The sequence below is a fragment of the Paenibacillus sp. FSL K6-1566 genome (genome assembly GCF_038050475.1).
Taxonomy (GTDB): domain Bacteria; phylum Bacillota; class Bacilli; order Paenibacillales; family Paenibacillaceae; genus Paenibacillus_AQ; species Paenibacillus_AQ lactis.
Window position 1 is genome coordinate 83,668 of sequence record NZ_JBBOSR010000001.1, and the last position, 22,424, is coordinate 106,091.

The 22,424-nt window shown below is 50.3% G+C and carries 19 protein-coding genes, 1 tRNA gene, 2 rRNA genes and 1 riboswitch; of the genes, 15 read left to right on the top strand and 7 right to left on the bottom strand.

The annotated features are described in order from the left end of the window. The first annotated feature begins 74 nt into the window (after nucleotides 1–74). The 11 genes from NST08_RS00395 to NST08_RS00445 all read left to right on the top strand — a co-directional run bounded on the left by NST08_RS00395 (nucleotide 75) and on the right by NST08_RS00445 (nucleotide 12,556). Nucleotides 75–2,999 (top strand): 23S ribosomal RNA (locus NST08_RS00395). A 233-nt stretch (nucleotides 3,000–3,232) separates the two neighbouring features. Beyond that, nucleotides 3,233–3,349, top strand: a 5S ribosomal RNA gene (gene rrf / locus NST08_RS00400). A 631-nt stretch (nucleotides 3,350–3,980) separates the two neighbouring features. Continuing rightward, nucleotides 3,981–5,438, top strand: a complete 1,458-nt coding sequence (gene guaB / locus NST08_RS00405) for an IMP dehydrogenase (protein ID WP_341034642.1) — start codon at nucleotides 3,981–3,983, stop codon at nucleotides 5,436–5,438. Nucleotides 5,439–5,608: 170 nt separating this feature from the next. Then, complete coding sequence (locus NST08_RS00410; protein ID WP_341034641.1) at nucleotides 5,609–7,021, top strand: D-alanyl-D-alanine carboxypeptidase family protein; 1,413 nt, start codon at nucleotides 5,609–5,611, stop codon at nucleotides 7,019–7,021. Nucleotides 7,022–7,193: 172 nt separating this feature from the next. Beyond that, nucleotides 7,194–8,075 (top strand): pyridoxal 5'-phosphate synthase lyase subunit PdxS, encoded by an 882-nt coding sequence (gene pdxS, locus NST08_RS00415; RefSeq protein ID WP_007133228.1) that lies wholly within the window; start codon nucleotides 7,194–7,196, stop codon nucleotides 8,073–8,075. 16 nt (nucleotides 8,076–8,091) lie between these two features. Then, entirely contained in the window at nucleotides 8,092–8,676 is a 585-nt protein-coding gene (gene pdxT, locus NST08_RS00420) for a pyridoxal 5'-phosphate synthase glutaminase subunit PdxT (RefSeq protein WP_007133229.1), read from the top strand. Between the two features lie 193 nt (nucleotides 8,677–8,869). Then, a complete protein-coding gene (gene serS / locus NST08_RS00425; RefSeq protein ID WP_007133230.1) occupies nucleotides 8,870–10,150 on the top strand; it encodes a serine--tRNA ligase in 1,281 nt (426 codons plus the stop codon). A 79-nt stretch (nucleotides 10,151–10,229) separates the two neighbouring features. Continuing rightward, nucleotides 10,230–10,318 (top strand) — tRNA-Ser (locus tag NST08_RS00430). 286 nt (nucleotides 10,319–10,604) lie between these two features. Beyond that, nucleotides 10,605–10,946, top strand: coding sequence for a hypothetical protein (locus NST08_RS00435; RefSeq protein WP_341342600.1), 342 nt, complete (start codon nucleotides 10,605–10,607; stop codon nucleotides 10,944–10,946). Nucleotides 10,947–11,003: 57 nt separating this feature from the next. After that, a complete protein-coding gene (locus NST08_RS00440) occupies nucleotides 11,004–11,153 on the top strand; it encodes a hypothetical protein (RefSeq protein ID WP_007133232.1) in 150 nt (49 codons plus the stop codon). A 317-nt stretch (nucleotides 11,154–11,470) separates the two neighbouring features. Next, nucleotides 11,471–12,556 carry a hypothetical protein gene (locus NST08_RS00445; RefSeq protein WP_007133233.1) on the top strand — a complete coding sequence of 362 codons (1,086 nt, stop codon included), beginning with the start codon at nucleotides 11,471–11,473 and terminating at the stop codon, nucleotides 12,554–12,556. A gap of 71 nt (nucleotides 12,557–12,627) precedes the next feature. Here the strand turns inward: NST08_RS00445 and tadA are convergent, their stop codons facing one another. Continuing rightward, complete coding sequence (tadA, locus tag NST08_RS00450) at nucleotides 12,628–13,119, bottom strand: tRNA adenosine(34) deaminase TadA (RefSeq protein ID WP_341341333.1); 492 nt, start codon at nucleotides 13,117–13,119, stop codon at nucleotides 12,628–12,630. A gap of 357 nt (nucleotides 13,120–13,476) precedes the next feature. On the opposite strand from tadA, the gene NST08_RS00455 reads away from it, so the two are divergent. Both NST08_RS00455 and rluF read left to right on the top strand, forming a co-directional pair. Beyond that, complete coding sequence (locus NST08_RS00455; RefSeq protein ID WP_341341334.1) at nucleotides 13,477–15,786, top strand: ATP-binding protein; 2,310 nt, start codon at nucleotides 13,477–13,479, stop codon at nucleotides 15,784–15,786. A 20-nt stretch (nucleotides 15,787–15,806) separates the two neighbouring features. Then, nucleotides 15,807–16,511, top strand: a complete 705-nt coding sequence (rluF, locus tag NST08_RS00460; RefSeq protein WP_007133236.1) for a 23S rRNA pseudouridine(2604) synthase RluF — start codon at nucleotides 15,807–15,809, stop codon at nucleotides 16,509–16,511. A gap of 103 nt (nucleotides 16,512–16,614) precedes the next feature. Here rluF and motB read toward each other — a convergent pair whose 3' ends face one another. After that, a complete protein-coding gene (gene motB, locus NST08_RS00465) occupies nucleotides 16,615–17,430 on the bottom strand; it encodes a flagellar motor protein MotB (RefSeq protein ID WP_007133237.1) in 816 nt (271 codons plus the stop codon). Further along, nucleotides 17,414–18,214: a flagellar motor stator protein MotA gene (motA, locus tag NST08_RS00470; protein ID WP_007133238.1), complete on the bottom strand. Its 801-nt coding sequence runs from the start codon at nucleotides 18,212–18,214 to the stop codon at nucleotides 17,414–17,416. The genes motB and motA overlap by 17 nt, the downstream gene beginning before the upstream one ends. Before the next feature lie 189 nt (nucleotides 18,215–18,403). Here motA and NST08_RS00475 point away from each other — a divergent pair, with 189 nt between their 5' ends. After that, on the top strand, nucleotides 18,404–18,697 hold the full coding sequence (locus tag NST08_RS00475; protein WP_077571099.1) for a hypothetical protein: 294 nt from the start codon (nucleotides 18,404–18,406) through the stop codon (nucleotides 18,695–18,697). A 108-nt stretch (nucleotides 18,698–18,805) separates the two neighbouring features. Further along, on the top strand, nucleotides 18,806–19,120 hold the full coding sequence (locus tag NST08_RS00480) for a 4a-hydroxytetrahydrobiopterin dehydratase (RefSeq protein WP_007133240.1): 315 nt from the start codon (nucleotides 18,806–18,808) through the stop codon (nucleotides 19,118–19,120). A gap of 115 nt (nucleotides 19,121–19,235) precedes the next feature. On the opposite strand, the gene NST08_RS00485 is transcribed toward NST08_RS00480, so the two are convergent. The 4 genes from NST08_RS00485 to NST08_RS00500 all read right to left on the bottom strand — a co-directional run bounded on the left by NST08_RS00485 (nucleotide 19,236) and on the right by NST08_RS00500 (nucleotide 22,415). Beyond that, entirely contained in the window at nucleotides 19,236–19,592 is a 357-nt protein-coding gene (locus NST08_RS00485; protein WP_007133241.1) for a c-type cytochrome, read from the bottom strand. Nucleotides 19,593–19,752: 160 nt separating this feature from the next. Further along, the gene (locus NST08_RS00490; RefSeq protein WP_007133242.1) at nucleotides 19,753–20,253 is read right to left on the bottom strand and encodes a GNAT family N-acetyltransferase; all 501 of its coding nucleotides are present in this window, start codon (nucleotides 20,251–20,253) and stop codon (nucleotides 19,753–19,755) included. Nucleotides 20,254–20,632: 379 nt separating this feature from the next. Next, nucleotides 20,633–21,106, bottom strand: coding sequence for a C40 family peptidase (locus NST08_RS00495; protein ID WP_007133243.1), 474 nt, complete (start codon nucleotides 21,104–21,106; stop codon nucleotides 20,633–20,635). 4 nt (nucleotides 21,107–21,110) lie between these two features. Next, nucleotides 21,111–21,250: riboswitch (cyclic di-AMP (ydaO/yuaA leader) on the bottom strand. Between the two features lie 337 nt (nucleotides 21,251–21,587). Further along, nucleotides 21,588–22,415, bottom strand: coding sequence for a hypothetical protein (locus tag NST08_RS00500; RefSeq protein WP_007133244.1), 828 nt, complete (start codon nucleotides 22,413–22,415; stop codon nucleotides 21,588–21,590). Nucleotides 22,416–22,424: the final 9 nt, after the last annotated feature.

The following is a 22,424-nucleotide window of genomic DNA, read 5'->3' on the forward strand; positions in this document are numbered from 1 at the left end:
TCACCATTGAGTGGTTTTATCCAATCAGGAAACAAGCGAACAACAGAGCACATGGCACGAAGCTGGAGCGACATGGTTAAGCTACTAAGAGCACACGGAGGATGCCTAGGCGCTAGGAGCCGATGAAGGACGTGGCGAACAACGATACTGCCTCGGGGAGCTGTAAGCAAGCTTCGATCCGGGGATGTCCGAATGGGGAAACCCGGCTGGTGTAATAGCCAGTCACTTCTGCCTGAATACATAGGGCAGCTAGAGGCATACCCAGGGAACTGAAACATCTAAGTACCTGGAGGAAGAGAAAACAAGAGTGATTCCGTCAGTAGCGGCGAGCGAACGCGGAACAGCCTAAACCAGAGAGCTTGCTCTCTGGGGTTGTGGGACGTCTCACATGGAGTTACAAAGGTTTAGATTAGACGAACAGGTCTGGAAAGGCCGGCCATAGAAGGTAAAAGCCCTGTAATCGAAAATGTGAACCCTCCGAGACGGATCCCGAGTAGTGCGGGGCACGTGAAACCCCGTATGAATCCAGCAGGACCATCTGCTAAGGCTAAATACTCCCTAGCGACCGATAGTGAAGCAGTACCGTGAGGGAAAGGTGAAAAGCACCCCGGAAGGGGAGTGAAATAGAACCTGAAACCGTGTGCTTACAAGAAGTCAGAGCCCATTATAGGGGTGATGGCGTGCCTTTTGTAGAATGAACCGGCGAGTTACGTTCCCATGCAAGGTTAAGGCGAGAAGCCGTAGCCGCAGCGAAAGCGAGTCTGAATAGGGCGACTGAGTATGTGGACGTAGACCCGAAACCGTGTGATCTACCCCTGTCCAGGGTGAAGGTGCGGTAACACGCACTGGAGGCCCGAACCCACGTACGTTGAAAAGTGCGGGGATGAGGTGGGGGTAGCGGAGAAATTCCAATCGAACTCGGAGATAGCTGGTTCTCCCCGAAATAGCTTTAGGGCTAGCCTCGGAAATTAGAGTCGTGGAGGTAGAGCACTGATTGGGTGCGGGGCCCGCAAGGGTTACCAAGCTCAGTCAAACTCCGAATGCCATAGACTTATATCCGGGAGTCAGACAGTGAGTGCTAAGATCCATTGTCAAAAGGGAAACAGCCCAGACCATCAGCTAAGGTCCCCAAGTGTGTGTTAAGTGGGAAAGGATGTGGAGTTGCACAGACAACCAGGATGTTGGCTTAGAAGCAGCCACCATTTAAAGAGTGCGTAATAGCTCACTGGTCGAGTGACTCTGCGCCGAAAATGTAACGGGGCTAAACACACCACCGAAGCTATGGCTTGATGCTTGCATCAGGGGTAGGGGAGCGTTGTGTATGCGTTGAAGGTGTACCGTAAGGAGCGCTGGAGAGTACACAAGTGAGAATGCCGGTATGAGTAACGAAAAGATCAGTGAGAATCTGATCCGCCGAAAGCCCAAGGTTTCCTGAGGAAGGCTCGTCCGCTCAGGGTAAGTCGGGACCTAAGGCGAGGCCGAAAGGCGTAGTCGAAGGACAACAGGTTGAAATTCCTGTACCACCGTAAACCGTTATGAACGATGGGGTGACGCAGGAGGGTAGTGACGCGGACTGATGGATGTCCGTCCAAGCAGTGAGGCTGATGTGTAGGCAAATCCGCACATCGTAAGGCTGGGCTGTGATGGGGAGTGAAAATTACAGTAGCGAAGGTCATGATCTCACACTGCCAAGAAAAGCCTCTAGTCAGGTGAAGGTGCCCGTACCGCAAACCGACACAGGTAGGCGAGAAGAGAATTCTAAGGCGCGCGGAAGAACTCTCGTTAAGGAACTCGGCAAAATGACCCCGTAACTTCGGGAGAAGGGGTGCCTCGGTAGGGTGAATAGCCCGAGGGGGCCGCAGTGAAAAGGCCCAAGCGACTGTTTAGCAAAAACACAGGTCTGTGCGAAGCCGCAAGGCGAAGTATACGGGCTGACGCCTGCCCGGTGCTGGAAGGTTAAGGGGAGCGGTTAGGAGCAATCCGAAGCTGTGAACCGAAGCCCCAGTAAACGGCGGCCGTAACTATAACGGTCCTAAGGTAGCGAAATTCCTTGTCAGGTAAATTCTGACCCGCACGAATGGCGTAACGACTTGGGCGCTGTCTCAACGAGAGATCCGGTGAAATTTTAATACCTGTGAAGATGCAGGTTACCCGCGACAAGACGGAAAGACCCCATGGAGCTTTACTGCAGCTTGATATTGGATTTGGGTACGATCTGTACAGGATAGGTGGGAGCCTAAGAAGCATGAGCGCCAGCTTGTGTGGAGGCGACGTTGGGATACCACCCTGATCGTATCTAGGTTCTAACCTGGTACCGTGATCCGGTACGGGGACAGTGTCAGGCGGGCAGTTTGACTGGGGCGGTCGCCTCCTAAAGAGTAACGGAGGCGCCCCAAGGTTCCCTCAGAATGGTTGGAAATCATTCGAAGAGTGCAAAGGCATAAGGGAGCTTGACTGCGAGACCTACAAGTCGAGCAGGGACGAAAGTCGGGCTTAGTGATCCGGTGGTACCGCATGGAAGGGCCATCGCTCAACGGATAAAAGCTACCCTGGGGATAACAGGCTTATCTCCCCCAAGAGTCCACATCGACGGGGAGGTTTGGCACCTCGATGTCGGCTCATCGCATCCTGGGGCTGAAGTAGGTCCCAAGGGTTGGGCTGTTCGCCCATTAAAGCGGTACGCGAGCTGGGTTCAGAACGTCGTGAGACAGTTCGGTCCCTATCTGTCGTGGGCGTAGGAAATTTGAGAGGAGCTGTCCTTAGTACGAGAGGACCGGGATGGACGTACCGCTGGTGCACCAGTTGTTCCGCCAGGAGCATGGCTGGGTAGCTACGTACGGACGGGATAAGCGCTGAAAGCATCTAAGCGTGAAGCCCCCCTCAAGATGAGATTTCCCAATTCGTAAGACCCCTTGAAGACGACGAGGTAGATAGGTTGGAGGTGGAAGTGCAGCAATGCATGGAGCTGACCAATACTAATCGGTCGAGGGCTTATCCTAAACAACACCCCAAAAAGTGAAGCGAAGCTTTGAAGCGGATGCCGAATACTTTTCGGGGACCCCGATCCAACATTGGGGAAATGCTACGGATTCTAAACAACGCAAAGACGTTTCGTATCTAGTTTTCAAGGTTCAAAAAATCTTGAAACGATTTTGAAGCTGCATGCCTTTTCTAAGGTTTGATATTTTGCTGATGAGCAATCATTGAAGCAAAGTGCAGCGCAAAAATCACGTTTGGTGGCGATGGCGGAAGGGTTCCACGCGTTCCCATACCGAACACGACCGTTAAGCCTTCCAGCGCCGATGGTACTTGGACCGAAGGGTCCCGGGAGAGTAGGACGCCGCCAAGCGAACAACCATAAAGGCCGTTATCGAACAATCGATGACGGCTTTTTTTGTATATATTCTTGGGTATATATTATACGCTCAAGTAGCGTAAGGATTGAAGGGATATGGGTTAATGACTCATGCACAACAGCGATGGCTAATACACAATGGCATAATAAAGGCTTACGTGTATGCAAAAAGCTTAAATATATCGTGATTTGATACGCCGAGGAGCAGGGTCCGTTAACCGATCAGTCATAAAGGCTGCCTTCAAGCAGGTACTATGAAGATCGCAGAAATGATCAGCTGTTTAGTCTGTATGATCTTAGGTGATACTATGTCAGCATGAAGCCCATCAAGGAATGTTACATCTTACACTTTTGGCTATTCAAAAGGGAAGGGGAAGATCAGGGTAAGGAAACCATGTAATAGAAGATTATTGATGATTTGTCCACTGTGTAAAGACAATCTGACGCCGTGGGTGGATGCCAATCGTCTTTTAGATATGGGGCAATTCAATCCTTGACAGCCCATGGGCCCTTTGCTAAGATGGCAATAATATATTTTCTGAAAATACTTGAAAATGCCGTCCGGTCCAGCACTGACAGTCATTAAAAGTCCGCAGGATGACGACAAAAAGGAGGAATTACCCAGGTGTGGGAAGATAAGTTTAGCAAGGAAGGCTTCACTTTTGACGATGTATTGTTGGTTCCTAGAAAATCCGAGGTGCTTCCAAAGGAAGTGGATGTTACCACTCGATTGAGCGAGCATGTGAAGCTGAACATTCCCCTGATCAGTGCGGGAATGGATACCGTAACGGAGGCTCCTCTGGCGATTGCTATCGCGAGAGAAGGCGGAATCGGCATTATTCATAAAAATATGTCCGTTGAACAGCAAGCCGAGGAAGTGGATCGGGTCAAGCGCTCCGAAAGCGGCGTTATTACGAACCCATTCTCCCTGCATGCAGATAATCTTGTAGCCGATGCCGAGAAGCTGATGGGGAAATTCCGCATTTCCGGCGTTCCGATCGTGGATAAGGATAATAAACTGATCGGGATTTTGACGAACCGGGATCTTCGTTTTGTGCATGACTATAACACGGTCATTCGTGACGTGATGACCAGCGAGAACCTTGTGACTGCACCTGTTGGAACGACGCTTCAGGATGCAGAAACGATTTTGCAGAAGCATAAGATCGAGAAGCTGCCTTTGGTGGACGAAAATAACGTGCTAAAAGGGCTAATTACGATTAAAGATATCGAGAAGGCCATCCAGTTCCCTAACGCTGCGAAAGACGCTCAAGGACGCTTGTTGGTGGGCGCGGCCATAGGGATCTCCAAGGATACCTTTGAGCGAGCGGAAGCGCTTGTAAAAGCAGGCGTAGACGTCATCACCGTCGATTCCGCGCATGGACACCATATCAACATCGTCGACTCGGTACGGAAGCTGCGCGAGCTGTATCCGGATCTTACCATCATTGCAGGTAACGTTGCGACTGGTGAAGGCACGAGAGATTTGATCGAAGCCGGAGCCTCAGTCGTCAAAGTCGGGATCGGACCAGGCTCGATCTGCACGACCCGTGTCATTGCAGGTATTGGCGTACCGCAGATTACGGCGATCTACGACTGTGCTACGGTTGCTAAGGAATATGGCATTCCAATTATCGCGGACGGCGGCATTAAATATTCCGGCGAAATTACGAAGGCGATCGCTGCTGGAGCGCATGCAGTCATGCTGGGCAGCATGTTTGCCGGTACGGAAGAAAGCCCGGGCGAATCGGAAATTTACCAAGGCCGCCGATTTAAGGCTTACCGCGGCATGGGATCTCTGGCTGCAATGAAGCAAGGAAGTAAAGACCGTTACTTCCAGGATGACGACAAGAAATTGGTGCCGGAAGGCATTGAAGGCCGCGTGGCTTATAAAGGGCCACTGGCGGATACGATTCATCAGCTGATCGGCGGATTGCGCTCAGGGATGGGCTACTGCGGTACGCAAAACCTTGAGGAGCTGCGCAATGATACGCAGTTTATCCGCATTACGGGTGCCGGACTTCGGGAAAGCCATCCGCATGATATTCAGATTACGAAGGAAGCACCGAACTACTCCTTGTAATCAAATCTGATCAATATAATCAGCATATGCACACAATGTTATTTATTTCCTGGACAAGCCGGGCGGAATCGCTCCGGCTTGTCTTTTTTTGATATCTCTCCTGTGATAGAATAGAACAAGTTAATGACTTAAACTTATGACTTATTGAGTAGTAGAGGGGAGTATTTCCATTGATAGAGAAGTCGATTAAAAGAAACAAACGGTACCGCATACAACGTACGCTGGCATCCTTGATGCTGTTTAATATACTGTGCTTCTCGGCTGCACCGGCCGTCTCGCTGGCTGCGCCAACCACACTTGCTACGGCGGAGACCACCGATAAAGCGAAAACAGGGGAAGCGACCGCGGACACGAAGAATTCCAAGGTTGATCGAGTTCCTTCAGCTAATCAGCTCGGACTTGAAGTGGAATCAGCGGTACTCATTGAACCGTCTACCGGTCAGGTGTTGTTATCGATTAATGCGGACGAGGCATTGCCGCCGGCCAGCATGACAAAGATGATGACCGAGTATATCGTAGCTGAGCAAGTGAAGCAAGGAAAGCTCTCTTGGGACGAAGTAGTCACCGTTGGGGAGAATGCCGCCAAGACCGAAGGTTCACGTATATTTCTTGCCGAAGGCGATCAACATACGGTTAAAGAACTTTACATAGCGATGGCTGTTGGCTCTGCGAACGATGCAACCGTTGCTTTGGCCGAGCGTGTAGCCGGTTCGGAAGAAGCTTTTGTGAAGATGATGAACGACACGGCCAAGAAGATGGGGCTTAAGACGGCCTTCTTTATTAATTCTACCGGTCTGAGCCGAGCAGATATGCCGGAGAAGTTCCGTCCCAAAGAAGATAAAGAAACCGTAATGTCGGCCATGGACGTTGCCATACTGGCGAAGTACATCGTGGAGGACCATCCGGATTTTGCTGAGTTTACGGCGCTCCAAAATTACAAATTCCGCAAACGCGATGATAAACCAATCATTAACTATAACTGGATGCTGGAAGCGAACAAGAACATTACGAACTTCAAGTCGTATGCATACGAAGGATTAGATGGGTTAAAGACAGGGCATACCAGTGCTGCTGGCTATTGCTTTGCCGGTACGGCCGAACGGAATGGTATGCGCCTCATTAGTGTCGTAATGGGGACGAAGTCCGAGCCTGCCCGTTTTGTAGAGACTCGTAAGGTTCTGGACTATGGCTTCAACAACTTTGAAGTGAAAGAGGTTCAGCCTGCGGGGGCGACTGTTGAAGGTTTTGACAAGGTGCAGGTGAAGAAGGGCAAAGGTAAAGAAGCAAAGCTCGTGACCGATCGTGCCCTGACGTTCGTGGTGCCTAAAGGCTCCAATGGCAACAATATTCAATTCGAAGCGAAGCTCGATTCCACTTCTGTAAATGCTCCTGTAGCAAAGAATACGAAGGTCGGGACGGTTACGTATAATTACAAGATCGAGGGCATGGCCAGCACCCAGAGCGATACGCTGAATCTGGTTACAGCCGAAGAAACGGAAAAGGCGGGCTGGTTCAAGCTGTTCCTGCGTGCGATTGGCGAATTCTTCGCGGATTTGTTCGATTCGATCAAAAATTTGTTCTAATCCGCAAAAGCCTTATAAATTCCGAGTAAATGGGTTGTGTATTTCATAACCTTGCGTTAAAATATCAAGTTAGATTCATTACAAATTTCTACAAGATTCACATGTACGATACCACCTGAGATCTTCATTTCAGGTGGTAAGATCTAAACATATATTCGGGAGGCTAGGGGATATGGAAACAGGAACATCTACTGTAAAAAGAGGTATGGCAGAAATGCAAAAGGGCGGCGTCATCATGGACGTCATGAACGCGGAGCAGGCGAAAATCGCTGAAGCTGCCGGCGCAACGGCAGTCATGGCGCTGGAGCGCGTACCTTCCGACATTCGTGCTGCCGGAGGCGTGGCTCGTATGGCAGACCCGACCATTATTGAAGAAGTGATGAAGGTTGTTTCCATTCCCGTTATGGCGAAAGCCCGTATCGGTCACTATGTGGAAGCGAAAGTGCTTGAATCGCTGGGCGTCGATTATCTTGATGAGAGTGAAGTGCTGACGCCGGCTGATGAGGTATACCACATCGATAAATGGGACTTTACGGTTCCGTTCGTATGCGGCGCGAAGGATATCGGTGAAGCGCTGCGCCGAATCGGAGAGGGCGCTTCGATGATCCGTACGAAGGGTGAGCCGGGAACCGGCAACATCGTTGAGGCGGTACGTCATATGCGCCTGATCAACAGCCAAATCCGTAAGGTACAGAATATGTCGAAGGACGAGTTGTATGCCGAAGCGAAGAACCTGGGCGTCTCTTATGATCTCTTGAAGGGTGTTCATGAGACTGGCAAGCTTCCTGTCGTGAACTTCGCGGCTGGCGGTGTTGCAACACCTGCAGATGCTGCGCTTATGATGCATCTCGGTGCAGACGGCGTATTTGTAGGCTCCGGTATTTTCAAATCCGAGAATCCAGAGAAGTTCGCCCGTGCAATCGTTGAAGCGACAACGCACTACGATGATTACAAGCTGATTGCCGAAGTTTCGAAGAACCTTGGTACACCGATGAAAGGCATCGAGATTTCCAAGCTTACGGCTGCTGAACGTATGCAGGATCGCGGCTGGTAAGAGAGAAGGGGTAATATTGAAGATTGGCGTACTGGCACTTCAGGGTGCCGTTGCAGAACATATTCGGAGTATTGAACGGGCAGGTGCCGAAGCGATTCCGGTTAAACGAGTGGAGCAGCTTGGTGATATCGACGGCTTGATTATTCCTGGCGGCGAGAGCACCACCATCGGCAAGCTTATGCGTAAATATGATTTCATGGATGCGATCCGCAGCTTCTCCTCGCAGGGGAAGCCGATCTTCGGTACATGCGCCGGCCTGATTGTGCTGGCAGAGCGGATCCAGGGCGATGAGGAAGCGCATCTGAAGCTCATGGATATCACGGTGGCGCGCAATGCATTCGGCCGTCAGCGAGAAAGCTTCGAGACAGACCTGAAGGTCGTGGGAATCGATGAACCGGTGCGTGCCGTGTTTATCCGGGCGCCGCTCATCCTGGAAGTAGGAGAAGGGGTTGAAGTTCTCTCTACGTACAACGATGAGATCGTGACGGCAAGACAAGGTCATCTGCTGGCAGCTTCCTATCATCCGGAGCTGACCGATGATTACCGGCTCCATGCATATTTTATTGAAATGGTCCGGGAACAGGCAGACCGTCAAGGCTAAACCAAACATAGGCATAGGATCAGACAGAAGACATCTTGACTCTTTAGGCATTGCTAAGGGTCAAGTTTGTCTTTTTCGCTGAAATAAACTAAGATTGTAACGTATATGAGAGTTTGCAGCTTGCCAGCCTGGAGTACCGGGCCTAGAGCTGTTACGATACACCGATGGATGTTTTACTTTAGGAGGGTTTCCCGTGTTAGACGTAAAAATATTGCGCAGCGAGTTTAGTCGTGTAGAACAATCGCTTAAGAATCGCGGCAAGTCGCTTGATTTGATTGCGGATTTTCCGAAGCTTGACGCCCGCCGCCGGGAGTTGCTGCAGGAAAGCGAGAGCTTGAAGAATCGCCGCAACACCGTGTCGGCTGAAGTCGCTCGTCTGAAGAAGAACCGTGAGAATGCAGATGAGCTGATCCTGGAGATGCGCGAAGTCTCGGATAAGATCAAGGCGATGGACGAAGAGGTGCGCGAAGTTGAAGCAAACATAGCGGAGCTTACGCTTGCGATTCCGAATATTCCGCATGAGAGTGTGCCGGTAGGCGCCTCGGAAGAAGACAATGTGGAGGTTCGCCGTTGGTCGGAGCCTGCTGCATTTGATTTTGAGCCGAAAGCGCATTGGGAGCTTGCCCAAAACTTGAATATCCTTGACTTTGAAGCAGGTGCCAAAGTTACGGGCTCCAGATTTACCTTCTACAAAGGGCTTGGTGCGCGCCTTGAACGCGCCTTGATCAGCTTCATGATGGATCTGCACAGCGACAAACACGGCTATGAGGAAATGCTGCCTCCTTATATCGTCAACCGGGACAGCCTGTACGGAACCGGTCAGCTTCCGAAATTCGAAGAGGATCTGTTCAAGATCAGCGATACGGACTATTATCTGATTCCGACGGCCGAGGTTCCAGTCACGAACTACCATCGTGAGGAAATCTTGAATGCTGAAGATTTGCCGAAATATTATGTAGCCTACAGCTCTTGCTTCCGTTCCGAGGCCGGCGCAGCCGGGCGGGATACGCGCGGGCTGATTCGCCAGCATCAGTTCAACAAGGTTGAAATGGTGAAGATTGTGCATCCCGACACATCCTTTGACGAGCTCGAGAAGATGACGGCGGATGCCGAGCGTGTTCTGCAGCTCCTTAATCTTCCTTACCGCGTGATGGAGTTATGCACCGGCGATATGGGCTTTGGCTCGATGAAAACCTATGATCTTGAGGTATGGCTGCCGGAGAGCGGCGTATACCGTGAAATCTCCTCATGCTCGAATATCGGTGATTTCCAGGCACGCCGGGCGAATATCCGTTTCCGTCCGGAGCCGAAAGCGAAGCCGGAATTTGTCCACACCCTGAATGGGTCGGGACTTGCGGTGGGACGTACCGTTGCGGCAATCCTGGAGAATTATCAACAGGCTGACGGCTCGGTTGTCATCCCGGATGTGCTTCGTCCATACATGGGCAATATCAGCGTGATTGCACCGAAATAATTAGCTTGATTAAATCATTTGAGTTGTGGTATAATGAATGGTGCACGTGATTCATTTTGGTGCAATTGTTATACCACATGGAGAGGTACCGAAGCGGTCATAACGGGGCGGTCTTGAAAACCGTTAGGGGGCAACTCCACATGGGTTCGAATCCCATCCTCTCCGCCATACATAATAATGACAGGCCCGTTTCCTTATTGGAAACGGGCTTTTTGCATAGCATTTTTTCTAAAGCGGAAATCGATTCTTTCCAGGGGCGGGCGTTCGGGTGCTCATTTATTTCCTTCTATAATAAACGGTTGCTGCACAATAGGTCTCCTTTTTAATCTAAGGGTTACCGATTGAATAAACGAAGCCAGCATGCATGGGCTGGTTGGTGTGTCTTCACAGGGCTTTAGAGGGTGCATAAAAGTTCACCCACTTTCGCAATTTATAGAGAAGGGGAGGTGTGATGATGAACTCAGAACTGAATGTAGATCAGGGTACGCTTGTTAACGCATGGCAGGAGAGGCTGCCGACGATCCTCAAGCCCGGTGACCGTGCGGAGGTGGCTCCCGACGAGGGAGATCCCAATGCCATCCGCATTCATATCGGTGCGGCTGGACGCCAGGAGTATTCGTTCGATTTCCAATGCACGTACGTGGACACAAGAGAAGTAAAGGTGGACCTGATCGATGTGGAGCGGGATGGCGCAACGACCGATGAACGCAATGAGAATGTCCAGGGCATGATCGGCGATTACACCCGGCATATCCATGAATGCGCGCAAGCGCTGCAGCAGATTACGCATCAATAGGGACATGAAGTAATGCCTTTGGTATGGTTCCGATTCCAAGAAACGGAGGACTGCACAATGAGCAAGCCGAAAGCGATTCCTGTACCGGAAGCCCAGGAGACACCGCAACGACGCGATGACCGTGACAGAGGCGGTCAAGAGCCCCTGTCGGGCTCGCACAAAGCCAAGATCCGCAAGCAGGACGGGCACTTTAACCCGGAGGGCTGACCTGCTGCCAGCCTTCTCTCTAGGCGTTATAAACATGAAGAGATTAGAACTTCCTGTATAATTTCGACAGGAGGTTCTTTTTTTGTTGAAACTATTTCAGTCATCGTCTCGTATTAGAAGGCAAGTGTAATATTACGGGGCCCCGAACATTACAGGAAAGTTAAGAAGTTTAAATTAAAGATTCCTGGAAAAAGAAAGGAAATAAAATTTCAGCAAATATTCCATAAAGTGTTTCTCATTTCGTCGAAATGGTATATGATTAAAAGGTCTGTTATTTTTTATTTTTTTTTTAAGCATTAGAGGGGAGAGAAAGTTTAATGAACAAGAAGTTGGTAGCCATTTTGCTGACACTGCTGCTCACAGTGACAGTGGTTATGTCTGGCTGCGCGAAGAAGGAAGAGCCTAAAGCCGCTATGACGGCAGCTGCCAAGAACGCTATGCAGATGACGTCGTACGAGATGAAAAGCAAAGTTGTCCTTGAAGATCTGCAAATCAACATACCGGAAGTTGCAGGGGATCCAAGCGTAACGCAAGCGATGACCATGTTGAAAAATGCCGAAATCACGATGGACGGCATGTATCAAGCGGATCCGCAGCAAATGGAAATGAAGATGGGCATCAACCTGAAGGGTGACATGGCGATGTCTTTCAACATTGACATGGTTATGACCCAAGACACCATCTACATCAAAGTACCAAGCATCCCGATGCTTCCACTGCCTGAAGATGTTGTCGGCAAATACCTGAAGATGGACCTGAAAGAACTTGCCGAGCAATCCGGCGAAACGTTCAGCCCAGAAACAATGGATACGGAGAAGACTCAGAAGTTCGCGAACGAAGTGCTTGAAGCATTGCTAAGCGAATATGATCAAGCGAAGTACTTCAAAGAAATCAACGCCAAGGACGCAGGTCTTCCTGAAGGCGTAGACGCGAAGCAAGTGGTGCAATTCTTCGTAACGAATGACAACGTAAATGAAGCACTGGAAATCTTGGTAAACAAGGTTGCTCCGAAAGTTGTCGACATCGCAGGTAAAGAAGAATACCGCGAAATGCTGGGACTTACTCAAGAAGATATCGACTCCGCTAAGACTGAGCTGTCCGCATTGAACCAGGAAGATTTCAAAGCAGGCCTGGAAGAAATGAAGAAATACCTGAAGATCAACACATTTAGCATCAACACCGCAATCGATAAGAATGACTTCCCTGCGTATCAGGACGTAGCATTGAATGTTGAATTCAATGAGCCTGAAACAAGCGAAAGCGTAAAAGTCGCTATCAAGGGCAGCACGCAATACCTCAACATCAATAAGAAGCAAGAATTCAAGATCGGTATTCCAAAAGACGCTGATGTCATCACGATGGAGCAATTTGAGGAATCCATGAGCGAATTGGGCGCTTATTAATCACATTATCCATGAACAGAAAAAACCCGGCCGTCATGGCCGGGTTTTTGTATTGTTCCTGACAAGAGGGATTACTTTCCCCGCAAGCGGCGAAAAAACTGGGTCAGAAGCGCGGCGCATTCTTCCTGCATAACGCCTTCCGTGACCTGGGCCCGGTGATTAAACCGCGGCTCTTGAAGCAGGTTCATCAAGGTGCCTGCGCAGCCGGCCTTCGGATCTCGAGTCCCATAAACGAGGTGCGGCACCCGCGATTGAACGATTGCTCCGGCGCACATCGGACACGGCTCAAGCGTTACATACAGGCGGCAGTCCAGCAATCGCCAAGCGCCGAGATGTCTGCTGGCCTCGCGGATCGCAACCATCTCCGCGTGGGCCGTCGCATCGTATGTCGTTTCGCGCAGATTGTAACCTCGGCCGATGATTTTGCCGTTGTGGACAACGACGGCGCCAATAGGCACTTCTCCGAGCTCCTCGGCTTTCCGAGCCTCGTGAATCGCTGCCTGCATCCAGTATTCATGCTGCTCATTATCCACAAGCGTGGTAGACGCTATATTTGATTCCATTTTATGATCTCCCTTCAATACAGCCCAAAACACGTGGGTTATACCCAGTGTTCAACGAACACTCATTCGTTTGTTAACATGATGTGGACATATTTGTGGATAACTTTATTTTTATACACAAAGTTATTCACATTATCCCCAATAAAGCTGTGTATTTGTTAGCAATCTGTGGACATCTATCTTGTCTGTAAGGATTAACTTCTATATTGTAAGGATTCCCTCATTTTTTGGCAATGAAAACGGAAATCCAGGTCCCCTTAAGGGGGCCTGTCTTTTCAAACGTTTACGATCAAGGTATCATGAGGATATCAGAGGTTGCAAGCCGTCACTGTGATAGCAGAAAGGTGAAGATGCCATTTGTCGATTAAGACCAAATTATCGATGATCATGTCCATATCGGTATTATTTATACTTCTGCTTAACATCACGCTCAACTACTATACAACGCAGGAAAATTTGCAGCGGGATAGCGAAGTCAAAATGGTTATGGCCGCAACCCAGATCGCGATAACCGTTCAGCAGACGGAGTTCAGCTCCTCTTATGTGGATGATCTGTTCGGAGATATGCTTAAAGATATTTCGATTGAAGCGGCTCAGGTGTTGGATCCGGATATCAATAATATTACGAACGGCCAGTTAGTCGAGCTAAGCAAGAAGTTAGGCGTGGCTCATATTTCGCTGCTGGTCAAGACGAAGGATGACGTCGTCGTTGCCCGTTCCTCCGCGAATGAAGAGATCGGATTGTCCACTAAAAACTGGGGTTATTGGCATACGGCGTTTCTCGAGCTATTCGAACACGGCGAGGTGCGCTCGGTTACGAAGGGCCAACGATCGGACAATTTCTGGTCCGGTCCATTCGAGTTCTCCACTTCAAATCCCGACATGATTTATAAATGGGGGTATTATTATGACGGGAAGCGCAATTATATTATCGACCCCTATATCCAGAACTCTACGTTTAAGGATTATGTAAAGGTTACGAGCCCGAATACGGTCGTTCAAGAGACGCTAAAAGCCAACCCACATATATTGGAAGTAACGGGCATTAACCCTGAAACGTTTGGCAATCAATATATGAGAGAGGACGGCTCGGACGACGTTCATTATAAGCTCTACAACCGCCCCATTACGTTCGGCAGCTATCATTACGGCACGCTTGACCAGGATGTGGAGGCGGTTCGGAAGGCCGTGTCAACCGGCGAGAACGTCGTGCTTGTGGATACGATCCAAGGGAAAAAGGTGCTTAAGAGCTTTATCCCGATTGATTACGAGGACAAGCCCACAAATGTGATCAGCGTGGTCATGGATTATGAAGCCATTTCATCGGTCATGAGGGAGCAGATGATCAGTCTCGTCGCGATTTCCTTGGTTCTGCTAGAGATCGTTATTTTCGGGAGCTACATTGTAGCCGGCTATTTTACCAAGCCGATTCAGTCCATCCTGAGGACGGTCAATGACGTAGCGGACGGACACTTTGACCGGCGCCTGGAGGTAACGAGCCGTGATGAGCTGGGCCAGCTGGCCGGAAGGATTAATGCGATGACCCGCAATCTCGGCCACTATACAAGCCAATTGAAGCAGATGGTCGAGGAAAATCAATCCGTCAAAGAATATCTTGAATCCATCATTAACCAAACGGCGGATGCTATTCATACAACCGATACGCATGAGCGGGTGATCAGCGTGAACAACGCCTTCGAACAGCTGTACGGCTGGAAGGCGCATGAGGTGATCGGGCAAAAGCTGGAGCTCGTTCCCCCGTCCAAGCTGGATGAAGAGCGCGACCGGATTAGGCGGCTGCGGCAAGGAGAGCGTCTGCCTCCGGTCGAAACGGTCCGCATGCGGAAGGACGGAAGCATGATTGAGGTCAGCATCAGCACCTCGCTCGTTCGGGACGAGCAGGGGCAAGTAACCTCGATGATCAGCGTGTCCAGGGATGTAACCGAGCGCAACCGGATTGAGGAACTGCTGCGGCGCTCCGAGAAGCTGAATACGGTCGGTCAGCTGGCTGCCGGCGTGGCTCATGAAATCCGCAATCCGCTAACGACGCTGCGGGGATTCCTGCAGCTGCAGCAGCAGACCCGTTCCGTAAATCCGGATCATATTGACCTGATGCTGTCGGAGCTGGACCGTATTAATTTGATTGTGAGCGAGTTTTTGATTTTGGCAAAGCCGCAGGCGATTCATTTCCAGGAGCGGGATGTCAGGGGCATTCTCCGGGACGTTATATCGTTCTTGGACAGCCAGGCGCATCTATACGGGGTCGAGGTCAAGCTCGACTTCTCCTCCGAACCTGCGCTTGTCCATTGCGAGGAGAACCAGCTGAAGCAGGTATTTATCAATTTGCTTAAAAATGCGTTCGAAGCCATGCCGGACGGCGGAACAGTAACGATTACACTTAAACGCCCGGAAGGAGATCACGTGCTTATCACCATACAGGATGAAGGCCATGGCATACCGGAGGAGCTGATGCCTCACCTGGGTGAGCCGTTCATTACCAATAAGGAGACAGGAACCGGACTTGGGCTTATGGTGAGCCAGCGGATCATTCAGGGTCATCAAGGCACGCTTGAAATCGAGAGCAAGTCCGGGGTGGGAACGAAGATCAGCATCGTTCTTCCTGCGGCAAGACAATCAGACATGGAAGCATCATCAAACGATGAGTGACATAATAAGGGGATGGCAGCTTGAGAATCAATAAATTTATTAGCGAAACGGGATATTGCTCCCGGCGGGAAGCGGACAAGCTTGTGGAGAGCGGGAAGGTAACGATTAACGGCGAGATTGCCGTATTAGGAAGCCAAGCCGAGGAGGGCGATGATGTCCGTATTAACGGGCGTCCGCTGCAGGAGAAGAAGCAGCAGCACGTCTATATTGCGCTTAACAAGCCGGTAGGCATTACAAGCACGACGGAATCGCATATCAAAGGCAATATCGTCGATTTCGTAGGCCATAAGGAGCGCATCTTTCCAATCGGGCGGCTCGACAAGGATTCCGAGGGTTTAATCCTGCTAACCAACGACGGGGATATCGTCAATAAAATATTGAGATCCGAGGGCAAGCACGAGAAGGAATATATCGTGACGGTCAACCGCCCTGTTACCCCGGCCTTCCTGAAGGGGATGTCCAGCGGCGTCAAAATTTTAGGCGAGATGACGCTGCCCTGCCAGGTCACCCGGATTTCGGAGCGGGTATTCCGCATTATTCTAACCGAAGGGAAGAACCGGCAGATTCGGAGAATGTGCAGCGCGTTTGGCTACGAGGTTCGGAGGCTCAAACGGATCCGGATTATGAACATCCTTCTCGGGGAGCAGAAGGTAGGCACTTGGCGAGATTTGACCCCTGCGGAGAAGCAGGAGCTTGGCAAGCTGCTGAATTACAAGCTGGAGTAGAGGAAATACCTTACGATGGAAGTACCGGAGATACAAAAAAACAACCGATTCGTCTGTTTGGCAGAAGCGAATCGGTTGTTTCATTTATAGGGACTTGCGGCGGCTAATTGCCAGCTTCGTCGACACTCGTAAAGGTTGCGCTGTCCTGATATTTCCGGATAATGGACACTTCAACCCGGCGGTTCTTCGCCCGGCCTGCAGCCGTTGCATTGTCCGCGATCGGATGGTATTCGCCGTAGCCGATCGGCATGAAGCGTTTCGGATCCAGCGACGAGTTCGCCAGCAATATCTTCATGAATTGCAGCGCGCGGTCCGAGCTCAGATCCCAGTTTGACGGGTATTTGCTATTGGAGATCGGAACATTGTCGGTATGACCGGATACGATAATTTCATAATCCGGGAACTTTTGAAGCATTTGCGAGATGGCCTCAGCCAGCTTGCGGGCCTCCGGCTTCACGACAGCTTCCCCTGACGGGAACAGCGCGTTGTCGCGAATCGTCAGCACGAGCTGGGAATGGTTGAGCTTGGTGCTTAGCTCGGAGGTTAGCCCGTTATTTTTAATATAATTATCGATCTGCTTCTTGAGCTGCTCCAGCTCCTCTTGCTCCTGACGCATCAGCTCAGCCCGTCGTTGGTCGGCAGTCGGTGCGGGAATGGTGGGTGCTGTCGCTTTATGATCCTTAACATCAGGGGGATCGTCGCTTGGCTGGGTCTTGCTGTAATCCAGCACGCCGGTACCGCCCGTCAGGGCAATGCTGAAGGCCTCGCTCATCTCCTGGAATTTGCGCGCATCGGTCGCGCTCATGGCGTAGAGCACAAGGAATAACGCAAGCAGGAGCGTCAGCAAGTCGGCATAAGGGAGAAGCCAGGATTCATCAGCATGCTCTTCGTGCGGCTCGTGTCTAGTCTTCTTGCTCACTAGAACCAGCCTCCCTCTCATCAAGCTGAGCACGCTCGGACGGTGTCAGGAACACGGACAGCTTCTGGTTAATGGCGATCGTGGACACACCCGACTGAATGGACAGCAGGCCCTCGACCATCATAAGGCGGATTTCCACCTCGCGTTTCGACAGACGCTTCAGTTTATTTGCAATCGGATGGCAGATAACATAACCTGTAAAAATACCAAGCAGGGTGGCAATGAACGCAGCACCGATCGCGTGGGCCAGCTCGCCCATGTCTTCCATGTGGCTAAGGGCTGCGATCAGACCGATAACAGCGCCGAGAACCCCGAGCGACGGAGCGTACATACCGGCCTGGGAGAAGATCAAAGCCCCGGAACGATGGCGCTCTTCGGTGGCATTGATGTCTTCCATCAGCACGTCGCGAACGAATTCCTGATCGTTGCCGTCGATGATCATCCGCATGCCATTGCGCAGGAAGCCGTCATCAATTTCTTCGACTTTGGTTTCCAGGGCAAGCAATCCTTCACGGCGAGTGATGGAAGCCCATTCCATAAACAGCTTGATCATATCCGTCTTGTCCATCAGCTGCTGCTTCACAAAGGTCATTTTGATCAGCTTGGGAATTTTCTTCAGTTCCGAAAGAGGGAAACCGATGAATAAAGTTGCGGCAGTTCCGCCAAGAATGATTAAGTAAGCTGCCGGATTAATCAAAGACGCGATGGAGGCACCCTTGAGGATCATGCCCACCAGCACCGCGATAAGCCCGAGAATCAAACCTATAAGTGTTGAAATTTCCATGCTACACCTCATCCGTGAGAAATAAATAACGAATCCATTCGTTTTTAGCGGCTCTTGCGGCGAACCGCGCGCCTTTACGGGGCGTTATCCTATTTATCGTCAGATCGGGCTTTTTTTTTTAGTTGTAATTTCCGGTATAATAGAAGGAAGAGTAATCGAAGCTTAGCATGGCAGGAAGGAGTGATGGAGATGGGCGTAAAGCACGGAAGGGATTACGGCGAAATTCTGACCGAATTAACGGAAGCCGTTGGGCGTATTCCTGACAGCTATGTCTTCTTTGAAATGGATCCGGAGGATTGGGGCAGGCTGGAGGATGCCGAGCAGGCCGAGGTTCATGAGGCGCTGGCGGAGGATCTGTTCTATGCCTTGGGCACAGAGCCGGTCATTACGGTCGGCAGCGGGGTTGTCATGCATGATCGGACGAATCATCGGATACATATTTTGATCGGTGAGGAAGAGCTGGCATTCGTAGCGCTCGTGTAAGCCAGGGTTGGTTATCAAGGAATGAAGCATGGAATAAAATAGATGGAAGAAGCCCTAAGGACGTAACAATCGGCTTATGAAAGGTTTTTTTCGGGGAGGAATATAATGATGCTTTATACGCAGCAGGAAGTGGAGGCTCATCTAGAGAAGCTTGAAGGCTGGGAATTTGAACAGGGGAGATGGATTGTACGCAAGTACACCTTTTCCTCCTTCATGAAGGGAATCGCCTTTGTTGATGAGGTGGCAGCGATTTCGGAAGCTTTCGGACATCACCCCTACATCACCATTGATTATAAAACGGTGACGCTGCGCCTGACGTCATGGGATGACGGCGGAATAACGGCCGTCGACATCAAGGAGGCCCAGCAATTTAACGAAGTTTATGAGAAGAGCCGATCCAAGGATCTGAAGGATCCGGAATAGGCAATGTAGATTCGGGCAGCTGCAGAAGCGTTAGGCCCGAGAATTAAAAAACACGCTTGGATCCAAACAGCAGTCTGGGGATCCAAGCGTGTTTTGCGTAATAAGAGCTGATGGATTATTTTTTCTCAGCAAGGTAGAGCGCGATGTTTGCAATTTCCTCAGGCTTCAGCTGATCCTTAAAGGAAGGCATTCCTTTACGTCCCTTGGTAACTACGTTAAAGATTGCGTTCGCATCCATATGTCCGCCTACTTGATTCAGAGCCGGACCTGCACCGCCCTGGAGCTGATCGCCATGGCAGGAGATACAGCTGGCTTTCAATGTAGCTTCAGCCGCAGCGGCATCCAAAGTAACCTCCGGCATGGTTGGCTTCTCTTCCTGCGCCACCTGCTCCTTGCCTGGAAGCGTAAACATCAGCGCAATAGCCAACGCACATGCGACGAAGAACAGTCCGCTCATGATCCATTTTTGCATCGTCATATCGTCCTTTCTATGTATACTGCACTTTTGCACTTGTCTTCATTATAAACCAACATCCTTACACATCATAGCCAGTTGTGACAAAAAAAGCAATGTTCAAGCCTGCCTTCATAAAAAGTACACAAAATTGTACTTTTTCATATAGACAAGACTACTATTCCTCATTGGCCATCGGGTCATACACCATGCAATAAAAAGGCGCCATGCCCGTCGGCGTAAGGCGTTCGTACGTATCGGCAATGTAAAAGCCAGCCTTCCGGTAAGTCCGGATAGCCCGTTCATTCCAGGTAAGCACCTCAAGATCAATCTCGTCCGAAGGACGGCGCCGCTTCGCCTCATCCACAATTGCCTGCACGAACCGTTTACCCATTCCCCGGCCGCACCAATCAGGCCGCATGCCCAGGCCTAGACGCGTAACGCCTGCCATAGGGAATAGCTGGGCAAACCCCCAGAGCTGATCCTGCTCATCCAGCACGGACAGGTATTGCTGCAGGCGGATGCCGGGATCCCCGAATTCCACCCCTAGTCCCTTCATCTGCTCCCAAGGAAGAAAGCCATATATATTATAGGGCGGGGGATAGGACCAGGTGCAAATTTCAGCGGCATGGGCTTCCTGCATGACCACGGTATGAAACGAGGGTAAATTCGCCTCCATGTAAATACTCCTCTCATTCAAAACAATTCCGTTAGAGAGAGAATACATGCTGCTGAGCGGGATTGCAAAGATAATAGCGCAGGGGGAAACGAAACTGAAGCTAAAAAATTTTCGATTGTTTATTCGTATTGCTGTTTAGGTTAATTCTGGAAGGGTAAATAAAATGTAAGCGCTCGGATTGGCCGAATCTTGTTGGTGGCTTTGAGCATACAGAATGAAAAAATATTTTTGGATTTTCCGAAAAACATAGAACTTTTCCATGGCCTGAAACGTTATAGAGGTATAGACGAAAAATTATAGAAAAAAAGCCGCTGGGTGAGATCGGCACATCTCATGCTCCAGGGCTTATGGACATTCAGAAAAATTACGGTACAGTCAATTAATTGTAGTTCACGGCAAGGGACTTGTACGTGCTTTGGCTCATGATTCTCTTCGCGCCTACATAACGCTTCGCGTAGTAGCTCTGGCTGAGCGGGCTAACGATGACGCCGCGCGAGGAGGAAGAATGGGCGAACTTCCCGCCACCGACATAAATGCCAACATGGGAAACGCCTCTGCCGGAAGTATTAAAGAATACGAGATCCCCGGCCTTCAGGTTGCTCTTCGATACCGCGGTACCTACCTTGTATTGTGCTGCAGAAGTGCGCGGCAGGGTGAGGCCCAGCTTCTTGTAAATATAGCTGGTGAATCCGGAGCAATCAAAACCCTTTGTAGTGGTTCCGCCGGTTTTATAAGAGACACCGATGGTTGGTTTGATAACGGTATTCAACTTGGAATCCGCGAAAGCGCTACCGGTTCCAATCGTGAGCGCAAGGGCCAAGCCTAAAGAGATGGCTGTTAACTTCTTCTTCAAAACAAAAAGCTCCTTCCATTGCCTGCGAGGTTAGCTTAAGGGTTCGGTTGAAGGTCCCCTATGATCCCTCTCTAGCGAGATCAATTCACCCAAAACGGATCCCCCGCTTCCCGTATGAAGACGGGAATTCGGCTTTTAAAAGATGTCGATGTACCCAATATGACGTTCCAACATGTTAACATGATGACAATAGTTACAATAAAAATGACAAAGTTGTTACTAACATATTCGTTATTTTAGCAGAGTATTAACAATTTGGCAAACGAGGAAAGTTGTTTTTTTAACAAAAATCCCTGTCCACATTGAAGTGGGACAGGGATTTTGTATAAATATGGGAGGGGAACGTTGAGGATTCCGGTTGGATGGGAAAGTTATCGTTCGAAATCTATCCTTTTCGGAGGCTGCTTTAGCTTCCGGTTACAACCTTTTTACCACATTTAAACGATGAATGGTTGTTAATGAAATGTAACTTTTGTAACCGTTATGGATTTGAAGCTACGGACGCTCTCCATAAATGATATTGGGAAGAAATTCCCCATATTTGGAAGAGCCCGTTCAGGAAATAGGAGGCTTGCTGAATGATGAGTCCGATTAATCCCGCCCAGAACAGGGACGCCGAGCTGAACAGCAGGAGAATGACAAATGCGGCTCCACCAACAGAAATGGACAGCAGTACAGCCGTTCCCAGCTTGCGTATGAGCGCCGTGACGGATGCGATCATACCGAGCTCTCCGGTATGCCCGAACTGCATATACAGCAGCACAAGGCGAATAACATAGGTATAGAGGAACCAGGCCGCCGCGTAAGGCAGCACCCGGAGCAGCTGGGAAGGCTCCTGAATGGAGCCGAGCAGTGCCGGAAGAGCCTTGGGAATGATCCAGTAACCCGGCGCAACCGTAAGAACAAGCTCGATGAGATAGAACACCGTTACCGATTTCCAATGCTTCCGCATGCCGATGAAGAAGAACAGACCGCGTTCGCCACGGGCCTCCTGATGGAGGTTGTAGAAGATGCCGGAGCGAATCAGCGGGGTAAGCACCATGCGGACGAGGAGCAGAGCGGCAAGGATCCAGCCGTAGGTATGAACCGTATTGCTGAGTGACAAGCTCATTTCGCCCTCATAGAAGAACAGGAGGCGGCTCAGCTCGTTAGGAGCCGGATCCGGGTACCGCATCAAAAGCGGGACGACGGCGGATTTCACGAGTCTGTACAGACAGTAGCCCCAGAGAAGACGGTACAAGAACAGTAGAATGGAGACGTATAATTGATCTTTAACACTGATCCAGCCTTGGCCTGCATAGCTTTTCATGTGCTCCCC

Bases quoted from the DNA above. Each gene is read 5' to 3' on its own strand.
- pdxS (WP_007133228.1), top strand. From the start codon at position 7,194: ATGGAAACAGGAACATCTACTGTAAAAAGAGGTATGGCAGAAATGCAA.
- NST08_RS00435 (WP_341342600.1), top strand. From the start codon at position 10,605: ATGAACTCAGAACTGAATGTAGATCAGGGTACGCTTGTTAACGCATGG.
- NST08_RS00440 (WP_007133232.1), top strand. From the start codon at position 11,004: ATGAGCAAGCCGAAAGCGATTCCTGTACCGGAAGCCCAGGAGACACCG.
- NST08_RS00445 (WP_007133233.1), top strand. From the start codon at position 11,471: ATGAACAAGAAGTTGGTAGCCATTTTGCTGACACTGCTGCTCACAGTG.
- tadA (WP_341341333.1), bottom strand. From the start codon at position 13,119: ATGGAATCAAATATAGCGTCTACCACGCTTGTGGATAATGAGCAGCAT.
- motA (WP_007133238.1), bottom strand. From the start codon at position 18,214: ATGGAAATTTCAACACTTATAGGTTTGATTCTCGGGCTTATCGCGGTG.
- NST08_RS00475 (WP_077571099.1), top strand. From the start codon at position 18,404: ATGGGCGTAAAGCACGGAAGGGATTACGGCGAAATTCTGACCGAATTA.
- NST08_RS00480 (WP_007133240.1), top strand. From the start codon at position 18,806: ATGCTTTATACGCAGCAGGAAGTGGAGGCTCATCTAGAGAAGCTTGAA.
- NST08_RS00485 (WP_007133241.1), bottom strand. From the start codon at position 19,592: ATGCAAAAATGGATCATGAGCGGACTGTTCTTCGTCGCATGTGCGTTG.
- NST08_RS00490 (WP_007133242.1), bottom strand. From the start codon at position 20,253: ATGGAGGCGAATTTACCCTCGTTTCATACCGTGGTCATGCAGGAAGCC.
- NST08_RS00500 (WP_007133244.1), bottom strand. From the start codon at position 22,415: ATGAAAAGCTATGCAGGCCAAGGCTGGATCAGTGTTAAAGATCAATTA.